The 18,974-nt window shown below is 56.6% G+C and carries 14 protein-coding genes and 1 pseudogene; 8 read left to right on the top strand and 7 right to left on the bottom strand.

Annotation, left to right across the window (positions count from 1 at the left end):
* Window positions 1-346: 346 nt before the first annotated feature.
* The gene (locus tag ACP_RS07415) at window positions 347-646 is read left to right on the top strand and encodes a peroxiredoxin family protein (RefSeq protein WP_274426280.1); all 300 of its coding nucleotides are present in this window, start codon (window positions 347-349) and stop codon (window positions 644-646) included.
* A 109-nt stretch (window positions 647-755) separates the two neighbouring features.
* On the opposite strand, the gene ACP_RS17305 is transcribed toward ACP_RS07415, so the two are convergent.
* Genes ACP_RS17305 through ACP_RS07400 form a run of 3 tightly spaced genes read right to left on the bottom strand, consistent with a single transcriptional unit; the run spans window position 756 to window position 2,647 of the window.
* Window positions 756-1,589, bottom strand: a complete 834-nt coding sequence (locus tag ACP_RS17305; protein WP_015896671.1) for an ImmA/IrrE family metallo-endopeptidase — start codon at window positions 1,587-1,589, stop codon at window positions 756-758.
* A complete protein-coding gene (locus tag ACP_RS07405) occupies window positions 1,573-2,016 on the bottom strand; it encodes a hypothetical protein (protein ID WP_041839389.1) in 444 nt (147 codons plus the stop codon). Before ACP_RS07405 ends, ACP_RS17305 begins: the two co-directional genes overlap by 17 nt.
* The gene (locus ACP_RS07400; protein WP_015896670.1) at window positions 2,006-2,647 is read right to left on the bottom strand and encodes a sigma-70 RNA polymerase sigma factor region 4 domain-containing protein; all 642 of its coding nucleotides are present in this window, start codon (window positions 2,645-2,647) and stop codon (window positions 2,006-2,008) included. Before ACP_RS07400 ends, ACP_RS07405 begins: the two co-directional genes overlap by 11 nt.
* A gap of 173 nt (window positions 2,648-2,820) precedes the next feature.
* On the opposite strand from ACP_RS07400, the gene ACP_RS07395 reads away from it, so the two are divergent.
* The 4 genes from ACP_RS07395 (at window position 2,821) to ACP_RS07380 (ending at window position 6,235) form a co-directional block, all read left to right on the top strand.
* Window positions 2,821-3,570: a multiubiquitin domain-containing protein gene (locus ACP_RS07395; protein ID WP_015896669.1), complete on the top strand. Its 750-nt coding sequence runs from the start codon at window positions 2,821-2,823 to the stop codon at window positions 3,568-3,570.
* On the top strand, window positions 3,545-4,726 hold the full coding sequence (locus tag ACP_RS07390) for a ThiF family adenylyltransferase (RefSeq protein ID WP_015896668.1): 1,182 nt from the start codon (window positions 3,545-3,547) through the stop codon (window positions 4,724-4,726). The genes ACP_RS07395 and ACP_RS07390 overlap by 26 nt, the downstream gene beginning before the upstream one ends.
* The gene (locus ACP_RS07385) at window positions 4,723-5,205 is read left to right on the top strand and encodes a ubiquitination-like system serine protease family protein (RefSeq protein WP_041839388.1); all 483 of its coding nucleotides are present in this window, start codon (window positions 4,723-4,725) and stop codon (window positions 5,203-5,205) included. The genes ACP_RS07390 and ACP_RS07385 overlap by 4 nt, the downstream gene beginning before the upstream one ends.
* A 112-nt stretch (window positions 5,206-5,317) precedes the next feature.
* Window positions 5,318-6,235, top strand: a complete 918-nt coding sequence (locus ACP_RS07380; RefSeq protein ID WP_015896667.1) for a hypothetical protein — start codon at window positions 5,318-5,320, stop codon at window positions 6,233-6,235.
* Between the two features lie 252 nt (window positions 6,236-6,487).
* On the opposite strand, the gene ACP_RS07375 is transcribed toward ACP_RS07380, so the two are convergent.
* Genes ACP_RS07375 through ACP_RS07365 form a run of 3 tightly spaced genes read right to left on the bottom strand, consistent with a single transcriptional unit; the run spans window position 6,488 to window position 12,546 of the window.
* Entirely contained in the window at window positions 6,488-9,634 is a 3,147-nt protein-coding gene (locus ACP_RS07375; RefSeq protein WP_015896666.1) for a type I restriction endonuclease subunit R, read from the bottom strand.
* A gap of 3 nt (window positions 9,635-9,637) precedes the next feature.
* Complete coding sequence (locus ACP_RS07370) at window positions 9,638-10,927, bottom strand: restriction endonuclease subunit S (protein WP_015896665.1); 1,290 nt, start codon at window positions 10,925-10,927, stop codon at window positions 9,638-9,640.
* Window positions 10,927-12,546 carry a type I restriction-modification system subunit M gene (locus ACP_RS07365; protein ID WP_015896664.1) on the bottom strand — a complete coding sequence of 540 codons (1,620 nt, stop codon included), beginning with the start codon at window positions 12,544-12,546 and terminating at the stop codon, window positions 10,927-10,929. The genes ACP_RS07370 and ACP_RS07365 overlap by 1 nt, the downstream gene beginning before the upstream one ends.
* 263 nt (window positions 12,547-12,809) lie before the next feature.
* Here ACP_RS07365 and ACP_RS18595 point away from each other — a divergent pair, with 263 nt between their 5' ends.
* Window positions 12,810-13,535: a hypothetical protein gene (locus ACP_RS18595; protein ID WP_041839387.1), complete on the top strand. Its 726-nt coding sequence runs from the start codon at window positions 12,810-12,812 to the stop codon at window positions 13,533-13,535.
* Here the strand turns inward: ACP_RS18595 and ACP_RS18590 are convergent.
* A pseudogene (locus tag ACP_RS18590) lies at window positions 13,426-13,703 on the bottom strand (transposase); the annotation flags it as partial. The gene ACP_RS18595 and the pseudogene ACP_RS18590 sit on opposite strands and share 110 nt — an antisense overlap.
* Before the next feature lie 149 nt (window positions 13,704-13,852).
* Between ACP_RS18590 and ACP_RS07355 the strand changes: the two are divergent.
* Entirely contained in the window at window positions 13,853-14,527 is a 675-nt protein-coding gene (locus ACP_RS07355) for a hypothetical protein (RefSeq protein WP_015896663.1), read from the top strand.
* Between the two features lie 330 nt (window positions 14,528-14,857).
* Window positions 14,858-18,925, top strand: coding sequence for an AAA domain-containing protein (locus tag ACP_RS07345; protein ID WP_015896662.1), 4,068 nt, complete (start codon window positions 14,858-14,860; stop codon window positions 18,923-18,925).
* Window positions 18,926-18,974: the final 49 nt, after the last annotated feature.

Raw genomic sequence — 18,974 nt, 5'->3', positions numbered from 1 at the left:
CTCTGCTGTGCTCCTGCGGAGGTCAATTTGGGAGATGAATGCGTAACAGGCAGACGGGTAAGCCCTTAGGCCGCCAAACGCCAAGAAGAGGGTGTTGAAGGATGCGCAATACAAGCTGGTGGCGCACGATTTCTGGATTCATCCGCGTCCCGTTTATACCTCTGCAGCGCAGAGGCAGAGATGTTTGAAGTGATTTCCCCCTAATTGACGTTGCCGGAGAAAAGTGCATTTTTCATTCTGGATGAGTGACTCGGGCTGATAGCGACAGTCAACCTTTGGGGTCACCGATTCTCTCCGACTTAGGCTGTACCGACCTAAACGGATTTGAGACTTACCTGGATATCAGATATCCGGATATCAATGCTCTTACTGCATCCGCCAGATGCATGACTTCGTCGAACACGCCGCGGACTCCGCTGCAAAAAATGCCAGCGTACTGGTTGTTTATCCCGGCCCTTCTGCCGATCTCGGGCAGCACGCCAAGGAGTTCTTAGAGAAGCACGCAAGTCTGCCGACGAATGTCATCCTGGTGACCGATCCCAACTACACTGTCAAAAACCTCTATGGTCTTCGCTGGGATGCGCCCAATGAAACTGTGTATCCGGCCACCTTCGTCCTCGATAGCATTCGACTGGTTCTCTTCTAAGAGACTAGCCGCAACCACGGTGATCGACTCTCCGCCTAGGAAGCTCTCGACCACCTCACAGCCAAGTAGACACTCGATTGCAACTCAGGATTTCATCACCCACTGACCATCAATCATCGCGCCGGTAGTCACTTCTCCAAGCTCCGCGCGCCTCGATGTCGTTGTCGATCTGGATCAACTGAGTCTCATCTTTCCACCAGAGCAGCGACAACACAGAACCGTCGTACACAGGAATCGAATCTTCGTGTACCCAGTAGTTGGCTGCATTGCGGTGATCGAACCAGGCATCCGACCTCACCTCACGCGGGGCGATGTCGGAACGGTCGCCGCGAAGTAGCGCTTCGGCGATGCTACCCTTGCCCGGCCGAGCATCGAGGAAGATCTTGCCCCGGACTTCGCCGTTGGGAATGAACCATTCGCGCCTGCGCGGACCGTTGCAGACGATGATTGCGGGCAGGTCACCGTATTCAACGAGCCGGATAGCTGTGGCCGTAAGACTCGTGCAGAAAATATCGCCGATCTGACGGACCGTTTCAAAAGTAACCGGCAGTTTATACGCCTTGGCTCGGAACATCTTTGCCGGCAAGAGCAAATCGCTAGCGAAACGGTTCGCGCGTGTTTCAGGATTCTCTGCCGACCACTCACGGACAAAGCTCTCACTTCCACACTTGAAGGCGAGTTGGCCCCGATCTCTCATCCAATGACCCACTTCGTGCGCTGCGGAAAACCGCTGCCTCGGACGACGCGTGTTTTCATCAATGCTGATAATGGCGCGGTTCTTGTAGCCCATGATTCTGGCGGCGCAGCCAGTGAGCGGTAGATAGCGAATGGTCGCCCCGCAGTCTTCTGCGATAGCTTCAATGTCGATATCTTGAGGTTCGGTGATGCCGAGGTCATTCAGAATCTCGAAAGGAGTGCGATACCATTCAGGATTGGCTGCCATCAAGATCCTCTAATGCGCCCAGCATCTCCAATTCCTCGAGCGCACTGTCGATGTCTGTCTCAGTCAATTCGTTCAGATCGCGGTGCTGCATGGTCAACGCCGACTTCAACTCAGGCCTGGATTCGATAGCAGAGAAAAAGCGCTGCCGCCGTTCCTCTGGCGAACCTCCACTATGCCCTGCTCGCCTCTCAAGTTTTGCGGAGCTTTCTTGATATCGTTGGCGGGCTCGGTGGAGCGCTTGTTTTCTAAAACTACTGACTCCTGACAGAGCCGCCGCCCTCATTCGCGACGCGATATCGTTCATGTCATGCCCGGAATCCTTCAGGTCTGCCGCTACTTCGGTCGCGTCCCCTGTCTCGATCGAATCGGCGAGATGATCGAGAACTCGCTCTGCCTCCCCAACTGTCCAGCGTTTCTTAGCTGACATGGCTGCTTACCTTCGGCCATCGCGCGGTGCTCTTTCGCCGAATCCGTCTCGCAATGGTCTCATATCCCTTTCTATCGATTTCCAAGGCCGCCATAATCTCAGAGCCCGAGAGGCCTTCCTGCCAGCCGTCCATCACCAGCCGGGCCTCCGGGTCGTCCTCGAAAAAGTCGTACACGTCGCCGACCAGGCGCAGCACATCCTTCTTGCCTTCCGCCGAGATCACCTGCTGCTCCGGGTTCATCCTCGAATCGGCATGATCCATCACAGAAGACTCAGAATCGTCGTCTTCCTCGGGGGAGACAAGCTGGCTCTCGGCAACGGAGTAGCCGGATTTCTGGCTCTTCTCCTTATGGTTGGATGAGATGCTCTTCATCGCGCCAATCACAACGCCGACGAACCCGACCTTCTTCGGGTTCCAGGTGCGGCGCTGCTCGAGCAACTCCGTGACAGCTCTCTGCACGAGGTCGCGGGCGTCAACCACGGCTCCGTAGAGCGTCATCATACGCGCGCGGTTCTTCGCATAGGCGTAGAGTTTGGCCCACTCCTCGGGCCGCAGCTTCTCGATCGCCTCCGACACCTCATCGACGGTGGCAACCTTCTCTGTTTTCGACTGAGGTTTGTCCGTCAGCACGCGTTCACTCCACTGTGGCCCCTCTAAGTCTCTATGCTGGCCCAGCGGTCCAATCGGACAAAAAACTTTCTCATACCTGCGTGTCCGATCCACCTGGCAATTCAGCATACCTCTGTGTGAGGCGTTCGCAACGGTCGCTTTCCTGACCAAGATCGCACCACACGGAGGTAATTATGAACAATCAGGAAACTGAAAATACAGAGGATATTATAGAAGCGCTCCTTGCCGGGCGCATGGTCCGGGAGCACGGACCCTACCGCGTCCTGATCGGCAACGACGCGCTCCATTTCGAGCCGCGTACGATCTTCAACCCTCAACCCACCGGCACTCAGGTCCTTCAAGCAGCCGGGATCTCCAACCTCGTCGAGTACGTCGCCTACCGGGTGCTCCAGAACGGACTGCTCGAAGAGCTGCGGCCTGACGAGACCACCGACCTGCGTCATTCCGGGGCCGAGCGCTTCATCATTTTCCGCACCGACCGCTCTTTTCGTTTCCTGCTCAATGGCCGTTTGTTCGACTGGGGAGCTTCGCGCATCACAGGGCTGACACTCAAGAAGCTTGCAGTTGTCGACCCCGCGACGACAACGGTGTACCTCGAGATCCCTGGGTCGGCTGCGCGTCCGATCGGCGATCAGGAGTTCGTCAACCTTGCGGAGCCTGGGGTAGAGCGCTTCATCACTCGCGCTCGGGAGTACCGCATCTTCGTCAACACACGGCCGAAGGAGGTTCATACTTCCACTCTGAACTTCTGGCAAGTCGTAAAGCTCGCCTTCCCTCAGGCGGAGCCGAACGCAACCACTTACTACACCGTTACCTACAAGCGCGGGCCGAAGGTTAACCCAGAAGGCAGCCTGGTCGCCGGCGAAACAGTTCACATCAAGGACGGGATGCTCTTCAATGTCACACCAACTGATAAGTCGTAGCACCGATCTGAAGCAGCTGCGTGACGAAGGGTACGAGGTGGAAGTTCGGGGCAACTACCTCCTGGTGCACTCCGTTCCGTATGTGAATGGTCAGCGGCAGGTCGCCTTCGGCTCGCTGGTCTCCGAGCTCACCCTGGCCGGCGATGTGACCGTCCGTCCCAACACGCATGTGGTTCACTTCATCGGCGATCATCCTCGCAGCAAGGACGGGACCCCGATCGTGCAGATCGCTCATGCCAGCACGACGCAGCAACTGTTGCCCGGCTTGGTGATCCATCATTCTTTCTCGAATAAGCCTGCGGGAGGCTACGCAAACTATTACGAGAAGATGACCCGCTATGTGGATGTCATCTCTTCGGCGGCAAAGGCCCTGGACCAGACTGTGGACGCACGGACCTTCAAACCGATCGAATCCTCGAACGAGGAGTCAGTGTTCCGTTATATTGACACGGCTTCGAGCCGCGCTGGGATCGGCATGATCTCGGGGCGAGTTGCCGGCCAGCGCATCGCGATCGTCGGAGTCGGTGGAAGTGGCAGCTACATTCTGGATTTCATTGCTAAAACTCCCGTGAAGGAGATCCACCTGTTCGACGATGACCTCTATCTCCAGCACAATGCCTTCCGCTCGCCGGGCGCTGCATTGCTCGACGATCTGAGGCGCCAGGTAAAGAAAGTCGATTATTTCGCGGAGGTCTACGGCCGGATGCGGTATGGCGTTGTACCCCACTCGATTCGACTAGATGATATCAACGTTCATGTTCTCAACGGCTTTGATTTCGTCTTTGTCTGCGTTGACCGTGGGTCTGTCAGGAAGGTGGTCCTCAATGCACTTCGCGCGCGAAGAACTCCGTTCGTAGATGTAGGCATGGGGGTCGAGGTGACGCCAAACGACCAGCTGTTTGCTGTGTGCCGCACAACGGCGGGAACCAGCGAGAAGACTACGCATATCGATTCAAGAGTGCCCCTTGCCGACATGGAAGACGACGGCGTTTACTCCCAGAACATCCAGATTGCGGAGCTGAATGCGCTCAACGCCGCGTTCGCGGTCATCAAGTGGAAGAAAATCGCAGGGATCTATGAGGACATAGATCACGAGCATCACTCCACCTACTCCACCAACTTTCAACTGCTGACGAGCGAAGAGAAAACCGCATGAAGGCGACCCATTTCGCACCCCAGTTCGTGGAGTCCATCCCAGAGATCCTCAAACCAGGCGAGCTCTATGTCTCAATGAGCCTGGCGAGCGTAATTCACCTTTGCGCTTGCGGGTGTGGACAGGAGGTCGTCACGCCACTGTCACCGACGGACTGGAAGCTTTGCTTCGATGGTGAAAATGTGACCCTCGATCCTTCCATAGGAAACTGGAACTTTGAGTGTCGTTCCCACTACTGGATCCGTGGGGGGAAGGTTCGCTGGTCAGGCTCTTGGTCTCGAGAGGAAATTGCCGAGGGCCGGGCATATGATCGAGGGCGAAAGAGCGACTACTACAACGATCGGCTCGAGGAGCCAACGGTCAGCTTGCCTGAACCTGTCGACACCATCCCGTCCGAACCGGAAAGCAATCCTGCGCGTCGATCGCGACTTGCCAAGGTTTGGAGCCGCCTTACAGCCTGGGGCAACATTCTCGGGCTGTAAGGAATAATAGTGATAACAATCCGCGCCAAGTGCGGGCCGTGCATCAAGCATGGTCTTCACACGGAAGCCGAGTGGAGTCAGAGCTTCGTGGCGAACTTTAAGGGACACAGTGATGAGCGAAGGGAAGAAGAGGGACAACAACCCGCAAGGCCAGCAACAAGAGAGTAAAACAATCTCGGTCCGAGCATTTTTCGAAACAACGCCACCCGGCGTGCTCGTGTCTGTGAAGGGGTTTCCTCGTAGCAGATCATCGTTTGCGCCACCATCGATTCATTCGATGCAGAACCTCGACCAGTATGTCCTTCCCGATATCGAATTGCATTGCCCTACCGAAAAGAACTGCGGTGGCATCCGGACATACAGCGCGCACACAGAGTTCTCGCTCGACCAGGGCCAGGACCTTTTTGCTTTCATCGAATACCGCTGCAGAAACTGCGGCGAGAGCATCAAGATCTTTGCGATCCAAGCGGCTCTTCCTCACGGCCGCGATGTGGCATCGGCCTGCAAATTCGGCGAGAGGCCATCATTCGGTCCGCCTCTCCCTTCGAAGCTGATCGATCTACTCCGTCCCGAGTGGGAGTACTTTCAAAAGGGCCGCCGAGCGGAAAATCAGGGTCTTGGGATTGGAGCTTTTTCTTACTACCGGCGCGTTATCGAGAGTCAAAAAGGAGTCATTCTCGAGGAGATCATCAAGGCAGCGGAGAAACTCAATGCCGACCCGCATCTCATTGCAGAGCTTTCGCGCGCGAAATCCGAGACTCAGTTCACGAAGGCACTCGAAGGTGTAAAGTCGAGCTTACCGAGCCAACTGATGATCGCAGGCGCAAACCCTCTCCTCCTGCTGCACGATGCACTGAGTGAGGGGATGCACAAAGAGTCAGATGAGGAATGCCTGAAAAAGGCCGGCGACATCAGAGTGATCATGGCGGAGCTGGCCGAGCGGCTTGCTCAGGTGCTCAAAGAAGACCAGGAGCTTAAGGCGGCGGTCTCGAGGCTGCAAAAGCTGAGACAACAACGAGGAAACGGCTAGGTTTTATCCACCCACCTAAAGCGCCCGCGCAGAACTAAGTAGGTACCGGGAAACGCCCTTCGAGGAAGTGAGCGAATCCAGATTGGCGCATAATCGCCAATTCACTCGTTGAAGTTGTTTCTGCGAAGTGTGGCACTCAGGCCACACACCCTTGCCGATTCAGCGAAGTAATGGCGCACCATGCGATAGTGGCGTTTGCTGATCGCGAGGTAGTGCTTCTGTCTTGCATCCCTTATTTTTTCGGATGATCTACTATTCGTAAACGTTCAGATCGCGCTCAGGGTAGTTCTCGTAGAAGTGCTCGAAGACCGCTGAGCACTTCTGGTCGTAGACATCCTTGGAGTAGGCGCGCGGCAGGCCGTCATCCAGCAGGCTCTTGATGGCGTCTTCCACGGCTGCGCGGGCGCGGCGGGTTTTTCGCCAGTCTATGACCAGCAGATTTTTCAGGCGTTCCAGCAACTGCCGGGCTACTTTCTTTACTTCGGCCTGTTCTTCGGTTGTCAGTTCCGGGGCGGGGCGCGTCAGAATGTCGAAGACGGCCAGTTCCTCTTCCGTCAGGTTTTCCCGGACGTGGCGCTGTTGCTCATCGTTCAGGCTGCGGCCCAGGGCCACGAGCTCACGAAACAGCTCCTCGATGTTCAGGCTGCCTGCGTTGTATGCCTCGATCAGTTCCTCAAATTTGCTCTGGTAGTTCATTCGCGACTTGTTCAGGCGGATCATCCTTTCCATCTGCACGCGCACTGCGGCTTTCAACACTTCCAGGTCCGTGTTCTTCTGCTTCGAGTCGCGAAACTTGCTGCGCAGGGAGTCAAAGTCAATCTTCGAAAGGTCGAGGAGGTTCGACGATTTCTCCCGCATCGAGACGCCGGTGATCGACTCATCCAGCAGAGCGCCAATGTCCGCCATCACTGCCGAGATGCTGACCGGATCAGGATTGAGCTTGGCCTTGATGGCATCGGCAATGGCGGCGAGGCACGACACACGCCCAACGAATTTCATCACCGCCGGGTCTGGCTTGATGGCGTTGTAGAGCGTGCTCACCAGCCGCTCGCGCGCCTGAAAGTCGCGTCGCACCTTGTCCGGAGAGATCAACGCATTCACGGCGTCGCCAATCCGCCCTGTCCTCTCAAAACCGCTGGCAGGTAACTGATCGATCTCGTCAATCCGTACGCCGTGCTTATCGCAGTAGAGCACCGCGTCCTCCTGCGAAACCGCCAAATCCTCGACCAACTTCACCTTGTCCTTGACCGGCGACTTGCCATCCTTGCCCGCGCCGTAAATGGCCAGCGCTTTCTCTAGCGAGGCAAAGACGTTGGCATAATCCACGATCAGGCCGCTGTGCTTGCCGGGGAAGACGCGGTTCGCGCGGGCAATCGTCTGCATCAGTGTGTGGTTGCGAATCGGCTTGTCGAGGTAGATGGTCGAGCAGCTCGGCACATCAAAGCCGGTCAGCCACATGGCGCACACAAACACCAGCCGCAGCGGGTCTTTTGGATCCTTGAAGCGCTCGTCCAGCCCGGGCTTCGACTCATTCATGCGCTTGCGGTGCGGCGCAATGTCCAGCCCGCGCTTCTGCATCTCGGCAATCTCGTTCTGTGCTGGAGACACAATCACTGCCATCTCCGTCTTCTGCAGCAGCTCCTGCCGCTGCCACAGCTCGCCCTTCTGTGCTTCCGTCAAATCAGTCCGCTGCAGCTCGTGCTCTACGCGCGCCGTCTCTTCGTCCCAATACTTCCGCACCTTGTCATGCATGCGCAGCGCGGTGGCCTTGTCGATGGAAACCACCATCGCCTTGCCCGCGAATCCGCGCCCCAGAAAGTGCCGGACGATGTCTTTCGCCACCGTCTCCAGACGATCATCACGCGTCAGGATGTGGTACTGGCGGCTCAGTTCGCGCTCCAGGCGCTTTTCCTGTTCGGGGTCGAGGTCGGCGTCTTCCACGACGTCGTAAATATCCTCGTTCAAGTCTGGATTAACGAGTTCCAGCTCCGGCGTGCGGTTCTCGTAGTACAGCCGCACCGTGGCTCCGTCCTCCATCGACTGCTGAAAGTCGTAAATGGAAACGTAGTCGCCAAAGACATCTTTGGTGCGCTCCTCGCCGGCAATCAGCGGAGTCCCGGTAAAGGCCAGGAAGGTCGCATTCGGCAGCGAAGCGCGCATGTTCAAGGCCAGCGTGTCGTACTGGCTGCGGTGCGCTTCGTCCGTCATCACGATGATGTCGGACCGGTCATTCAGCACCTCCGCCACCTGGAACTTCTGAATCAGCGTGAAGATGTAGCGGTGGTTGCCCTGCAGCAACTGGCGCAGATCCTTCCCGCTGTCCGCATGGCACACCTTGCTCTCGGCCTCGCTCACGGCTCCGCAGGCTTTGAAGGTTTTGGCAATCTGGTCGTCCAGCTCCACGCGGTCGGTCACAATCACAAAGGTCCAGTTGCCGTGCTGTCTGCGAAGAATCTTCTGCGCAAAAAACACCATTGAGTAGCTCTTGCCGCTGCCCTGCGTCTGCCAGAAGACGCCGCCGCGTCCGTGGCCCTGTTGCCGCGCCTGCAGCATGGAGGCCACGGCATTGTTCACGCCCAGCACCTGGTGGTTCTGGCCGATGATCTTGGCAATGCCTTCCTTCGCCTCAGAGAAGACGGTGAAGTTCTCCACCATGTCCAGCAGCCGCGCCTTGTCGCACACGCCGCGCAGCATCACTTCCAGCGAGACGCGCCTCAGCTCATCCTCGCGCTCCACGCGCTTCCACTCAAAGAAGCGGCCCCAGTCCGCCGTCAGCGAGCCGACGCGGCTCTCGGTGCCGTTGGAGGAAATGAGAAAAGCATTCGGCCAGAAGAGCGCCGGAATCTGATCCTTATAATGTGTCAGGTTTTCGTCAAAGGCGGCGCGCGCCGGCACGCCGGGTTTCTTCAGCTCAATCACTACCAATGGCAGGCCGTTTACAAACGCCACCAGGTCTGGGCGGCAGGTGTAGAGTGCGCCGGTTACGGTCAACTGGTTCACCAGCAGAAAGTCATTGGCCTGCGGGTTCTGCCAATCGATCACCCGTACGCGCTCCTGCTTTTGGCCGCCGTGCTCGCCGTCGGTAAGGGAAACCAGAACGCCTTCCTTCAGCAGTTCGTACACCTCGCGATTGGCCGAAGGCAGCAGCATCGCGGAGCGGTCGCGCGTCAGCTCGTCGATGGCCGTGGTGAGGGCTTCCGGCGGCAGGCCGGGATTCAGCTTTTCGAGCGCCGCCCGCAGACGCGGCACCAGCACCACTTCGCCTTTGGTTTCGCGGCCCAGCGTACCGCCCGCGCCAAAGGTCTCTTCCATGGCCGCCACCGTCTCCCAGCCCATCCAGCGAAACAGCTCGATGGCGGGCTGTTCTACCAGCAGGTTCTCTGAGTACGGGAGCGACATGGGTTAGTTGGCCTCCAGCTTGATCTGGCCGGAAAGCAGGCGCGGGAGGAGCAGGTCGCGGGTGCGGCGGAGGTTTGCGGACTTTAAACCGAGCGTTGCTACTTCTCTCAGAAGAGGGCGAACGATCTCCTGAAAGTCTTTCCGCAAACTGTCGGGTGGCACAACTCGTAATGTGTTGGCGATGTATTCGGTCCACTTGAAGTTGGAAATGCCGGTTGACTGGACCTGATATTGTTCAATCTCTCCCGATTCGTAGCCCTCCAAAAAGGATAGGTAAAGCATCTCGGGGCCGTAGGCTGTCTGGTCAGGTTGAATTCTTTTGCAAAAGCTCGCGCACATCACATCGTCACCGCCAAAAGCGGAGAGCAGCTCAGGCGTTATCAGCAATGTTCGTCCCACAGGTTGACCTTTGCTTCCCCCTGAAACCTCGAAAACAATATCCCCAGCTTGCAACCTTCGGGATCGAAGATTGGAAAGCGTGTGATAGCGATATGGCACCGAGTCTACCTGAGCACTCCGAGCACCGGGTATATCAGTTCCGCGAATTACCCATGCTGGTTCTGTATAAGTATCATCAGCAACGTCCTTACCCCATCCTCCGCCAATCTGGTGCACCATCAGGCATTCCAGATTGCGAACTTCCCAGCCTTGTGGGATTTCGCCGAGGGGAGATGGGACGCGGGGATGGTTTTCGTGGCCGGGGAAGCGGAAGTGAACAAACCACTCGCGATAGAGCCTGCGGGCCATCTGCTCCAGTATCCGAATCCGCCGCTGGTTGTTCTCAATCAGCTCGTCATAGGTTGCGAGAATGGATCCTATCTTGAGTTGTGCCGAGAGCGAGAAAAGGGGAATCCTTACTCGCCTTAGTTCGCTTTGTTTAATTCCCAGAACAGTTGTTCCAGATGCTCTTGCCTTCAACTCCGATTGCGCGAAGTCTGACTGAAGCGCATAGAAAAGAAATAGTGGGTCTACAACTTCACGCTTGGCGCGAAGCAAAATGATTCGTTGCGCTAAGGCAATTCGCGTCTTATCCCGTAAAATTGCGGTTTCACCTAGGGGTGCTTCCGTGGTCAGCAGAACGTCTAGCTCTTGAGGCAGGCCACGACGCATCCATTCGTCATAGAAGTCTTCGGCGATGAACTCTTTGGGCTCTTCGAGGATTTGTCCGCCTTTGACCACTTTGGCTGTGATCAATCGGACACCGGACGCAGTTTTGGGCGGAGTTTTTCCTCGATAGTCAATGAGCCTTTCGGTTGCTTCCTCGATCGAAATCGCGTCAACTGTACTCGCCATCACGCCCCCAAAATCTCAGCCACATTGCGAGCAATCGTAGCTTCCAACTCCCGTGCCTGCGCGTTGAGGGTTTCGAGTTCTTCGTTCAACTCTTCCAGCTTCTCCTTGAAGTCCTCGTCGCTGATCTCCTCGCCCGGAGCCACGCCCACGTAGCGGCCCGGATTGAGCGACCAGCCCTGCGCTTCGATCTCCTTGCGCGTGGCCACCTTGCACAGGCCAGGAACGTCTTCGTATCTCGGCTTCTTGCCGAAGACTTCCTTGATCTTGTCCTCGGCCTCCGCGCCGCCAAAGGTGTAGTCGAGCGCCTCGCCGCGATAGAGCCGGACAAGGTTGGCGAGGAAGCCGGTCTGCGCGGGCGTCCACTCGCGGTGGGCGCGGTCAATCTGCCGGTAGATGTGGCGTGCGTCCAGAAAGAGCACCGTATCAGCACGCGGCGTGGCGGCCTTGCCTCGGTCGAAAAACCAGAGCGTGCAGGGCAGCGTGACCGTATAGAACATGTTGGGGCCGACAGCGACCATTACGTCCACCGCGCCAGCCTCGATCAACTCCCGGCGAATCTCCTGTTCGGAGGAGCGCGCGTCAGAGGCCGAGTTGGCCATGACGAAGCCCGCGCGGCCCTTGTCATTCAGCGCGGAGTAGAAAAGCTGAATCCAGAGGTAGTTTGCGTTGTCCACGCGCGGCAGCCCGAAGGGAAAGCGCCGGTTGGGGCCGACGGCATCCTTCAGGCGCTCCTTATCGACGGCATCCACATTGAAGGGCGGATTGGCGAGGACAAAGTCGAACTTGCCGGTGGCGGCGTGCGGGTCGTCGTAATAGGTGTTGACGTTGCCGCCGTGCTTGATGGTGCCTTCGAGCCCGTGGACGGCAAGGTTCATGCGGCAGAGGCGGCCGGTTTCGTCGGTCTTTTCCACGCCGTGAATGGAGAGCTCGGCGGAGGGGTTGTGCTTGTGCTCGGCGACAAAGCGCGCCGAGGAGACGAACATGCCGCCGGAGCCGCAGGCGGGGTCGAGAATGCGCCCGTGGTACGGCTCGATGACCTCAGTGAGCAGGCGCACAATGGCCGATGGCGTGTAGAACTCGCCGCCGCCCTGGCCCTCGGTGCGGGCGAACTCGCCGAGGAAGTATTCATAGATGCGGCCAAAGGCGTCATAGTCGAGCGTGGCCGGGATCTCGGAGATCATCTTGAGGATCTCCGAAAGCAGCTTGCTGGTGAAGCGGTTGTAGCTGCGCGGCAGCACGCCGGAGAGCTGGTCGTTGTGCTTCTCGATCTCGCGCATGGCCTCGTTGACGGCCTTGCCGATGTCGGCAGCCTCGGGCAGCGACAGCAGATGGTCGAAGCGAGCGTCGGGCGGCAGATAGAGCACGCCCTCGGCGTGGTAGGCCGCAGGGTCATCGACACGGGAGCCGCGCCGCGAACTGGCGGCGGACTTTTCCAGCCTGGCACGCTGCGCGGCAAAGCGAACGCCCGCGAAGCGCAGGAAGATAAGACCCAGAATCGGCTGCGAGTATTCCGAAGCCTTCAGGTCAGAGTTCGCGCGAAACTGGTCGGCGGCATCCCACAAGCGCTTTTCAAGCGTGGTGGTGCCAGCGTCTTTTTCAGAAGGGGCTATCCAAAGCATAGGCAAATGAAACCGCTACAAGTTTAACCGGGGACGGGCATTTTGGAATTACCTAAGGGGTTAGCGTAGCGGGAGATGCATTACGTTGTGGACCTGAGATATCCGTTGTAAGCCTATTGCAGAGGTGGTGGTCCGAGTTGAGGGAAGCGCGACAGGACATAATTGCGTAATCAGCGTATCTCGTGGCTTATGCTGGATAAGCTTGTTGGAATACGGGCCATCATCGCGGGGCTTATGAATGACAGGTATGAGGGTGAAAGCAAATGGAGCCAATCGAGATGAAGGACAGGCGGGCGGAGCAGGGAGAAAAGCTCAAGGAGAAACTTACGGCTCAGCGGCATCAACAGTGTGGAGTTGAAGCCTGGCCGTGGAAACATGCATTTGAGCGCGAACATAACAGCGCGCTGCATGAGGCCGGACATGCCGTTCTGGCCTCAGCATTCGGACGTCAGATTTGCCAAATTACCGTCATTCGAAACAAAACGGGAGATGGAAATGTCAGCCGGGAGATTTGCACTGACACCCTCAAGGCTGCCGTGGAGGAGATTTTAATCAAAAATGCAGGGTATGAGGCCGCGTGCTTATATGGATTCGAAACGGATGACAGTTGCGATGTCAAGGACATCGAGCAACTGAAGGAGCGGAGCGATAAACTCGAAGCAACCGCTCTCAAAGCACTCGATGAACGTAAAGCGAGGGAATGCGTGCGCCAGGCTCTTAAGGATTGCCGAGTTGCACTTGAGGATCTCGCCGCGGCCCTCTTCACATCTGCGACATTGACCGGCGAGGAGGTTTCCCGCCTGATTGCCGATAAGGTCCCGGAATCCGTTAAGGAGAATCTCGCCGAAGCGGTAGACCGCCTGGTCCAAGACAGCACAGCAGACCGATGCCGGCAAAGCGGCGCAGCACCGGTGATTCATACAGCGCGTCTTCCACCCCGGGATCCGACAACGCAAAGCATTGCTGCAGAAAGTAAACCCGCAACATAATCTCAAGTCCCACAGGCTTGCGGCCCATCTCGCCCTTCGAGTAGTACGGCGCGACCAGCGCCAACAACTCGCCCCCCACGGCATCCCCGCATTCATCTCTTCAAGAGACTGTTCCCGCCGCGTCTTCTTCGTGTAACGCTGGAAATCTGCTTGATGGGCCAATGTCATCTACCGCATGCGTGATCTTCTCCCCAAATCCACATTAGCCACCACTGCTGTTAATCGGGAAGTTCTCCAAATGTTGCTCAGGGATCAGATCGTTAGATGATCAAGGTGATGTCGCATCTATAATAATGTGGATCATAGAAGATATGCATATGGCGCATGCTAGTCAGCTTCTGAAGAATGGACCTGAAGTGCTGGTGGGTACGGGTAGCGAAGTCAGTCGCCGCCTGAACCGCTCTTCGGCTCGAAGGGCAATTGCCGTCACGTTTACAGACGACGATGAGCAATCCGCCGTGCTGGAAGACGTGGTCCGAAAGACCGCAAAATTCCTTCCCCACATTGTCCGGCAGCGTCAGCAGGAGTCGCTGGAGAGAATTGTTGGAGCGCTTCTGCCTGATATTGCAATTCCAGACGCAGCCCTCGCCCAGGCGAGGATGCTCGTGGATGCGAAAGCAACGATTCTGAGGAGTGGTGATTTTCTACCCGCCGGAGAGATCGCAAAGCTGGCAGGGTACAGCGACAAGAATCCAAGCGCACAGCCTAATAAGTGGAAGAAGGATGGCACAATCTTTGCAATCCGGCATAAGGGAGTGGACTATTTTCCGCTGTATGCGTTAGATCCAGATGAGAACTACAGGCCATACAAGGCGGTTGCAAAAGTTCTGCACGTCTTAGGCGCCGCCAAAACGGGATGGGAGACCGCCTTCTGGTTCGCCGGGCTGAACAGTTTCCTTGACGATCGCCGACCACAAGATCTTTTGGCAAGCGACCCCGACAATGTGATCGCCGCAGCCAAAGACGAGGTGGAGGGCGTGCAGCATGGCTAGGCGGGCGAAGATGTTTCTGCCGCCTGCCGCTAAGCTTGATGCGACAGTCGTCCTCTGCGGCAAAGGGGAAAAGTTTTATCGGGTTACGGGAATCTTGACTGTTCTGCAGCCGCTTCCAGCCCGGAGCGCAGGCGAACATACTCACTTCGATAGAATCCTCAATGAGAACTACCGGATCGCTTACAGTCCGCAGATCGTGACTCTGGATTAGCTTCGCGGACTTGCCACTGCCCCAGTGGGACGGATCTGGAGCCGGCTCGTTTAAGACACGTTATTCGCCTGGGCCGCAGGCTATAATTCGCAGTACTCATCCATACGGGACCATTTGGAATGCGCAAAACTGAGGATCGTAGTGCTGGTAATATGGCGGCGCACTCGGCAAAAGAGAAGCTGGTCGAAGCAGCCAAGGCCGGTTGGATTGACCGTCTCATTGATACATCCAGGCGCAATAATCTTTTGTTCTTCCGTCCTGTCCTGGGCGGAAGCATCGAAGTCGAAACTGGAAATCCAGACTTTCTGAGTCTGCTGAATGGTGAAACTATTCATGCAATCTCTTTGTTGGGGGAGAGTCTCGACCGTCCGGGCCGCATCCTAAACATCGCGCGCAAGGCTCAAGAGAACCTCGAAGAAAAGGGTCTGCAGACACTCTATCTGGGCCTGGGATTTGCCATGTGGAAGGCGGAGGATGGCGGCCGCGACTACCGGGCCCCGGTATTTTTGATTCCTTTGCAGTTCAAGCGCAAAGGCAGTGAATACAACAGTGTTGACGTAACAGTGGCTGCGGAAGCCACTGTTAATCCTGTCCTTCTGCATATTCTGCAGCAGCGCTTCGGCGTGAAGATTGATACAGAAGAGCTATTGCCTCTCCCCATAGAAGAAGTGCGCACTCTTACATCGGATGGAGTGGATCCGAGACGTCGAGAGGCGGATGGAGAGATTCTGGCTTCTTATCTTGAAAAGCTGAGGGGCTTGGGCACGCGACTCAAGGATGCACCGGAATTTCGTACCGATGCCTCAGCGGTCATTGGTAATTTTGCCTTCGCAAAGATGGCAATGGTCAATGACCTTAAAGAGTCGGGTTTGTTGCTGGCAGAGAATCAACTCATCGCGGCTATTGCCGGCGACGACACCTCTCGTGCGCAAATGGCGTCCCAGCAGGTAGACATTGATCCGCGCTCGCTTGATAAACATCGCCCAGACGATCAGTTCTGTGTGGTCGAGGCGGATTCAAGCCAACAATGCGCAATTGATGGCATCGCTGCAGGGCAGAGCGCGGTGGTGCACGGCCCTCCAGGAACAGGCAAGAGTCAAACAATTACGAATCTTATTGCCACGTTGGTCGGGCTTGGGAAATCAGTTCTTTTCGTAGCGGAGAAACGAGCGGCCCTTGAAGTGGTCCAGCAGAGATTGCAGCGGTCACGATTGGGACATCTTGCCATCGATCTGCATGGCGCGGAACTCAGCTCAAGAAGAGTCATGGAGCGTGTGGCAGAGACGCTTGCTGCCGTGCGCCATTTCGGAGTACCGGATTGCGATGCTTTGCATCAACAGTTTGTGGAACGGCGTTCAAGATTGAATCGGCATGTCAGCCGCATGCATACTGTGTCGCCGCGGTCAGGAATGACTCTCTTCGAGATGTACGGCAAGCTGCTGGATTTACCGCCAGACTCGGCCACGAATGTTCGCTGGCGAGGCGCAGAACTGGAAAAGTTGAGCCCAGATACGAGGGGCGAGATTTCTGTTCTGCTGAAAGAGTTCGCGTCGTTGGCGAGTCTCGTGACTGGCACAGATCGTTCTCCATGGACTGGTATGACTTTTCCAGATGGAGCATCCGCCCAAGAAGCAATTGATATTGCCGCCAGATTCGCACGGGAAGAACTGCCTGCGCTTCGTGCCAGCCTTTCTCAGGTGCGACTCGCCTTCGGCTTTGATGAGCCGGATACATTTGATTCTGCTGCAAATCTTGTGCGGCTCCTAAGGTCTGTGTCGGATCATCTAGAACGGTACTCTGCGGAGGTGTATCAAGCGGATCTGGATCCGCTAGTACAGCAATTGCTGCGTGGTTCGTCCAGGTGGAAGGCGCTTTGGTTGTCCATCACTTCTCGCGAATACAAGGATGCATGCCTGCGGGTAACAGCTTATCGCAAGGGTGTACGAGTATCTCCTCGCCAGCTTCTCAGGGAGCTTCAGGATCTCGCGCAGGAATCTATTCACTGGAAAGAGTTTGCCAAGGGCATGAGCACGCCGGCCAAATTCTCCTCACTCGAGGATCTGGAGACTCACTATCGTGAGGCCCGGCGGCAAGTGGAGTCTCTCCAGGCTTTGCGCGGGGCACAATGGCTCACTCTGAACTTTGACCAGTTGAAAGCCGTTGTTGAACCCTTTGCTCAGGATCAGGCTACTCCGTATCGCCTGCTCAAGCTGGCGGAGATCGAGAAGAAGCTGAACATCGCGGGACTGCAGCGGCTGCTGAGTGACATTCGCAATCGAAAGCCTGCCCCCGAATATTGGTCTAGTTGTTTCGACTGTGCATGGATGAATTCTGCTGTAGATGAGCTGGCGGTTCATGACTCTGACGTAAAGGGATTTGTCGGGAACACTCATAACGAATTTGTCGAGGATTTTAGGCGGTTGGATAGCGAGAGACTCAAGATTGCAGTGGAGAGAGTCCGAAGGGCTCATGCTCTACGCGCGGTCCAGGCGATGAACGAGCATCCAGCGCAGGAGGCCATGATCAAGGCGGAAGCGGCCAAGGTGCGCAGACATAAACCGCTGCGGACTCTCTTTAGTGAAGCATGGGAAGTCTTGACTGCCGTTTGTCCTTGCTGGATGGCCAGCCCGCTGTCTGTAAGCCAATTGATTGATCGCGGGGCCCGTTTTGATTACGTGATCTTTGATGAAGCATCGCAGGTACTGCCAGAGGATGCTGTTCCCGCGATCATGAGGGCAAAGCAGATTGTCGTCGCAGGAGACAATCAACAGCTACCCCCTACGGGATTTTTCGCCTCCGGGTTATCTGAAGACGACGAAATCGAGAGCGCCGCCGCTGGATTCGAGAGTCTGCTCGACATGATGCTGCCCTTTGCGAAGCCATTTCATCTGAATTGGCATTACCGTAGTCGCGATGAAGCCTTGATCGCATTTTCAAATCACCATATCTACAAAGATCGATTGGTGACTTTCCCAGGGCCCGGAGGGCACGCGACAGTTGCCCACGTGCTCGTCAATCATGTTCCAGACGCAGATGGCCAAGAAGAGAGTAGCGCCGAGGAAGTAAGGCAGGTTGTCCAGCTTGTGCTTCAGCATGCCCGCGAGAACCCAGAGCGGACTCTCGGGGTGATCTCTATGGGCATTAAGCATGCGATGAGACTTCAAGGGGCCTTGGACCTGACATTGAAGGATCATCCGGAGCTTGCCGAATTCTTTGATCCAGATCGCCCGGAGAGGTTCTTCATTAAGAATCTCGAGCGGGTACAGGGAGATGAAAGAGATAGCATCATCATCAGCGTTGGCTACGGTAAGAATCGCGCTGGGGACCTTCCTCTGCGGTTCGGTCCTATATTGTCTGCCGGCGGACGCAGACGCCTGAATGTCGCCGTCACTCGCGCTCGCGAAACCATGACGGTCGTGTCCTCTTTCTCGCATCTGGATATCGATGCGACCAAAGTTAGAGAAGGGACTGGTCTGGAGTTCCTCAAGAACTTCCTCCAGTATGCGAGCAGTGGTGGCAAGCTGATCGCGCAGAATGAAGTCACAAGCGAGACGATGAACGAGTTCGAAGCCGATATTTATACGGCTCTCGAAGCCCGAGGGATGAAACTAGTCCCGCAGGTAGGATGCTCGCAATTTCGCATCGATTTTGGCGTATGCCATCCGGAGCAGCCGGGACGCTTCATACTGGCTATCGAGTGTGACGGTGCCACCTACCACTCAAGTGCGACGGCTCGAGATCGCGATCGACTGCGTCAACAGATGCTTGAGAATCTCGGCTGGACCTTCCATCGAATCTGGTCCACAGACTGGTTCTTGCGCCGCGAAGAGGAAATAGAGCGAGCCTGGAATGCCTACCAAACCGCCGTTCGAAGCGCCGACGAGTGCGGGAATGGATTACGCGTTCCGGAGTCGGACGGTAATGAAGAAGTACTTTACGACGACGGCGTTATTAATGGCCGAGGCCGAAGTGAGCCGGTGCCGCCCATTCCCAGGCGATCCAACATCGGTGAATACACATCACAAGAGTTGACGCGTCTCTACGAATGGGTGCTCTCGGACGGTGTGCTTCGAACCCACGACGAGATCGCCGACGAGATGTTTAGGGCGCTTCCATTCAGCCGGCGCGGAGCCCGCATTGAGGCGGTGCTAAGACAGACCATCGCCAGTTGCGATGGTAGCCGTTAATTTAGTGCGATTACGCCTCGATCCTCTTCAATGAGCGACTTGGCCTGAA

Origin of the sequence: Acidobacterium capsulatum ATCC 51196, from assembly GCF_000022565.1 — a bacterium.
In the GTDB taxonomy this organism is placed as follows: Bacteria; Acidobacteriota; Terriglobia; order Terriglobales; family Acidobacteriaceae; genus Acidobacterium; species Acidobacterium capsulatum.
The sequence above is the reverse complement of the archived record's forward strand: the minus strand, read 5'-3'. Positions and strand labels throughout refer to the sequence as shown.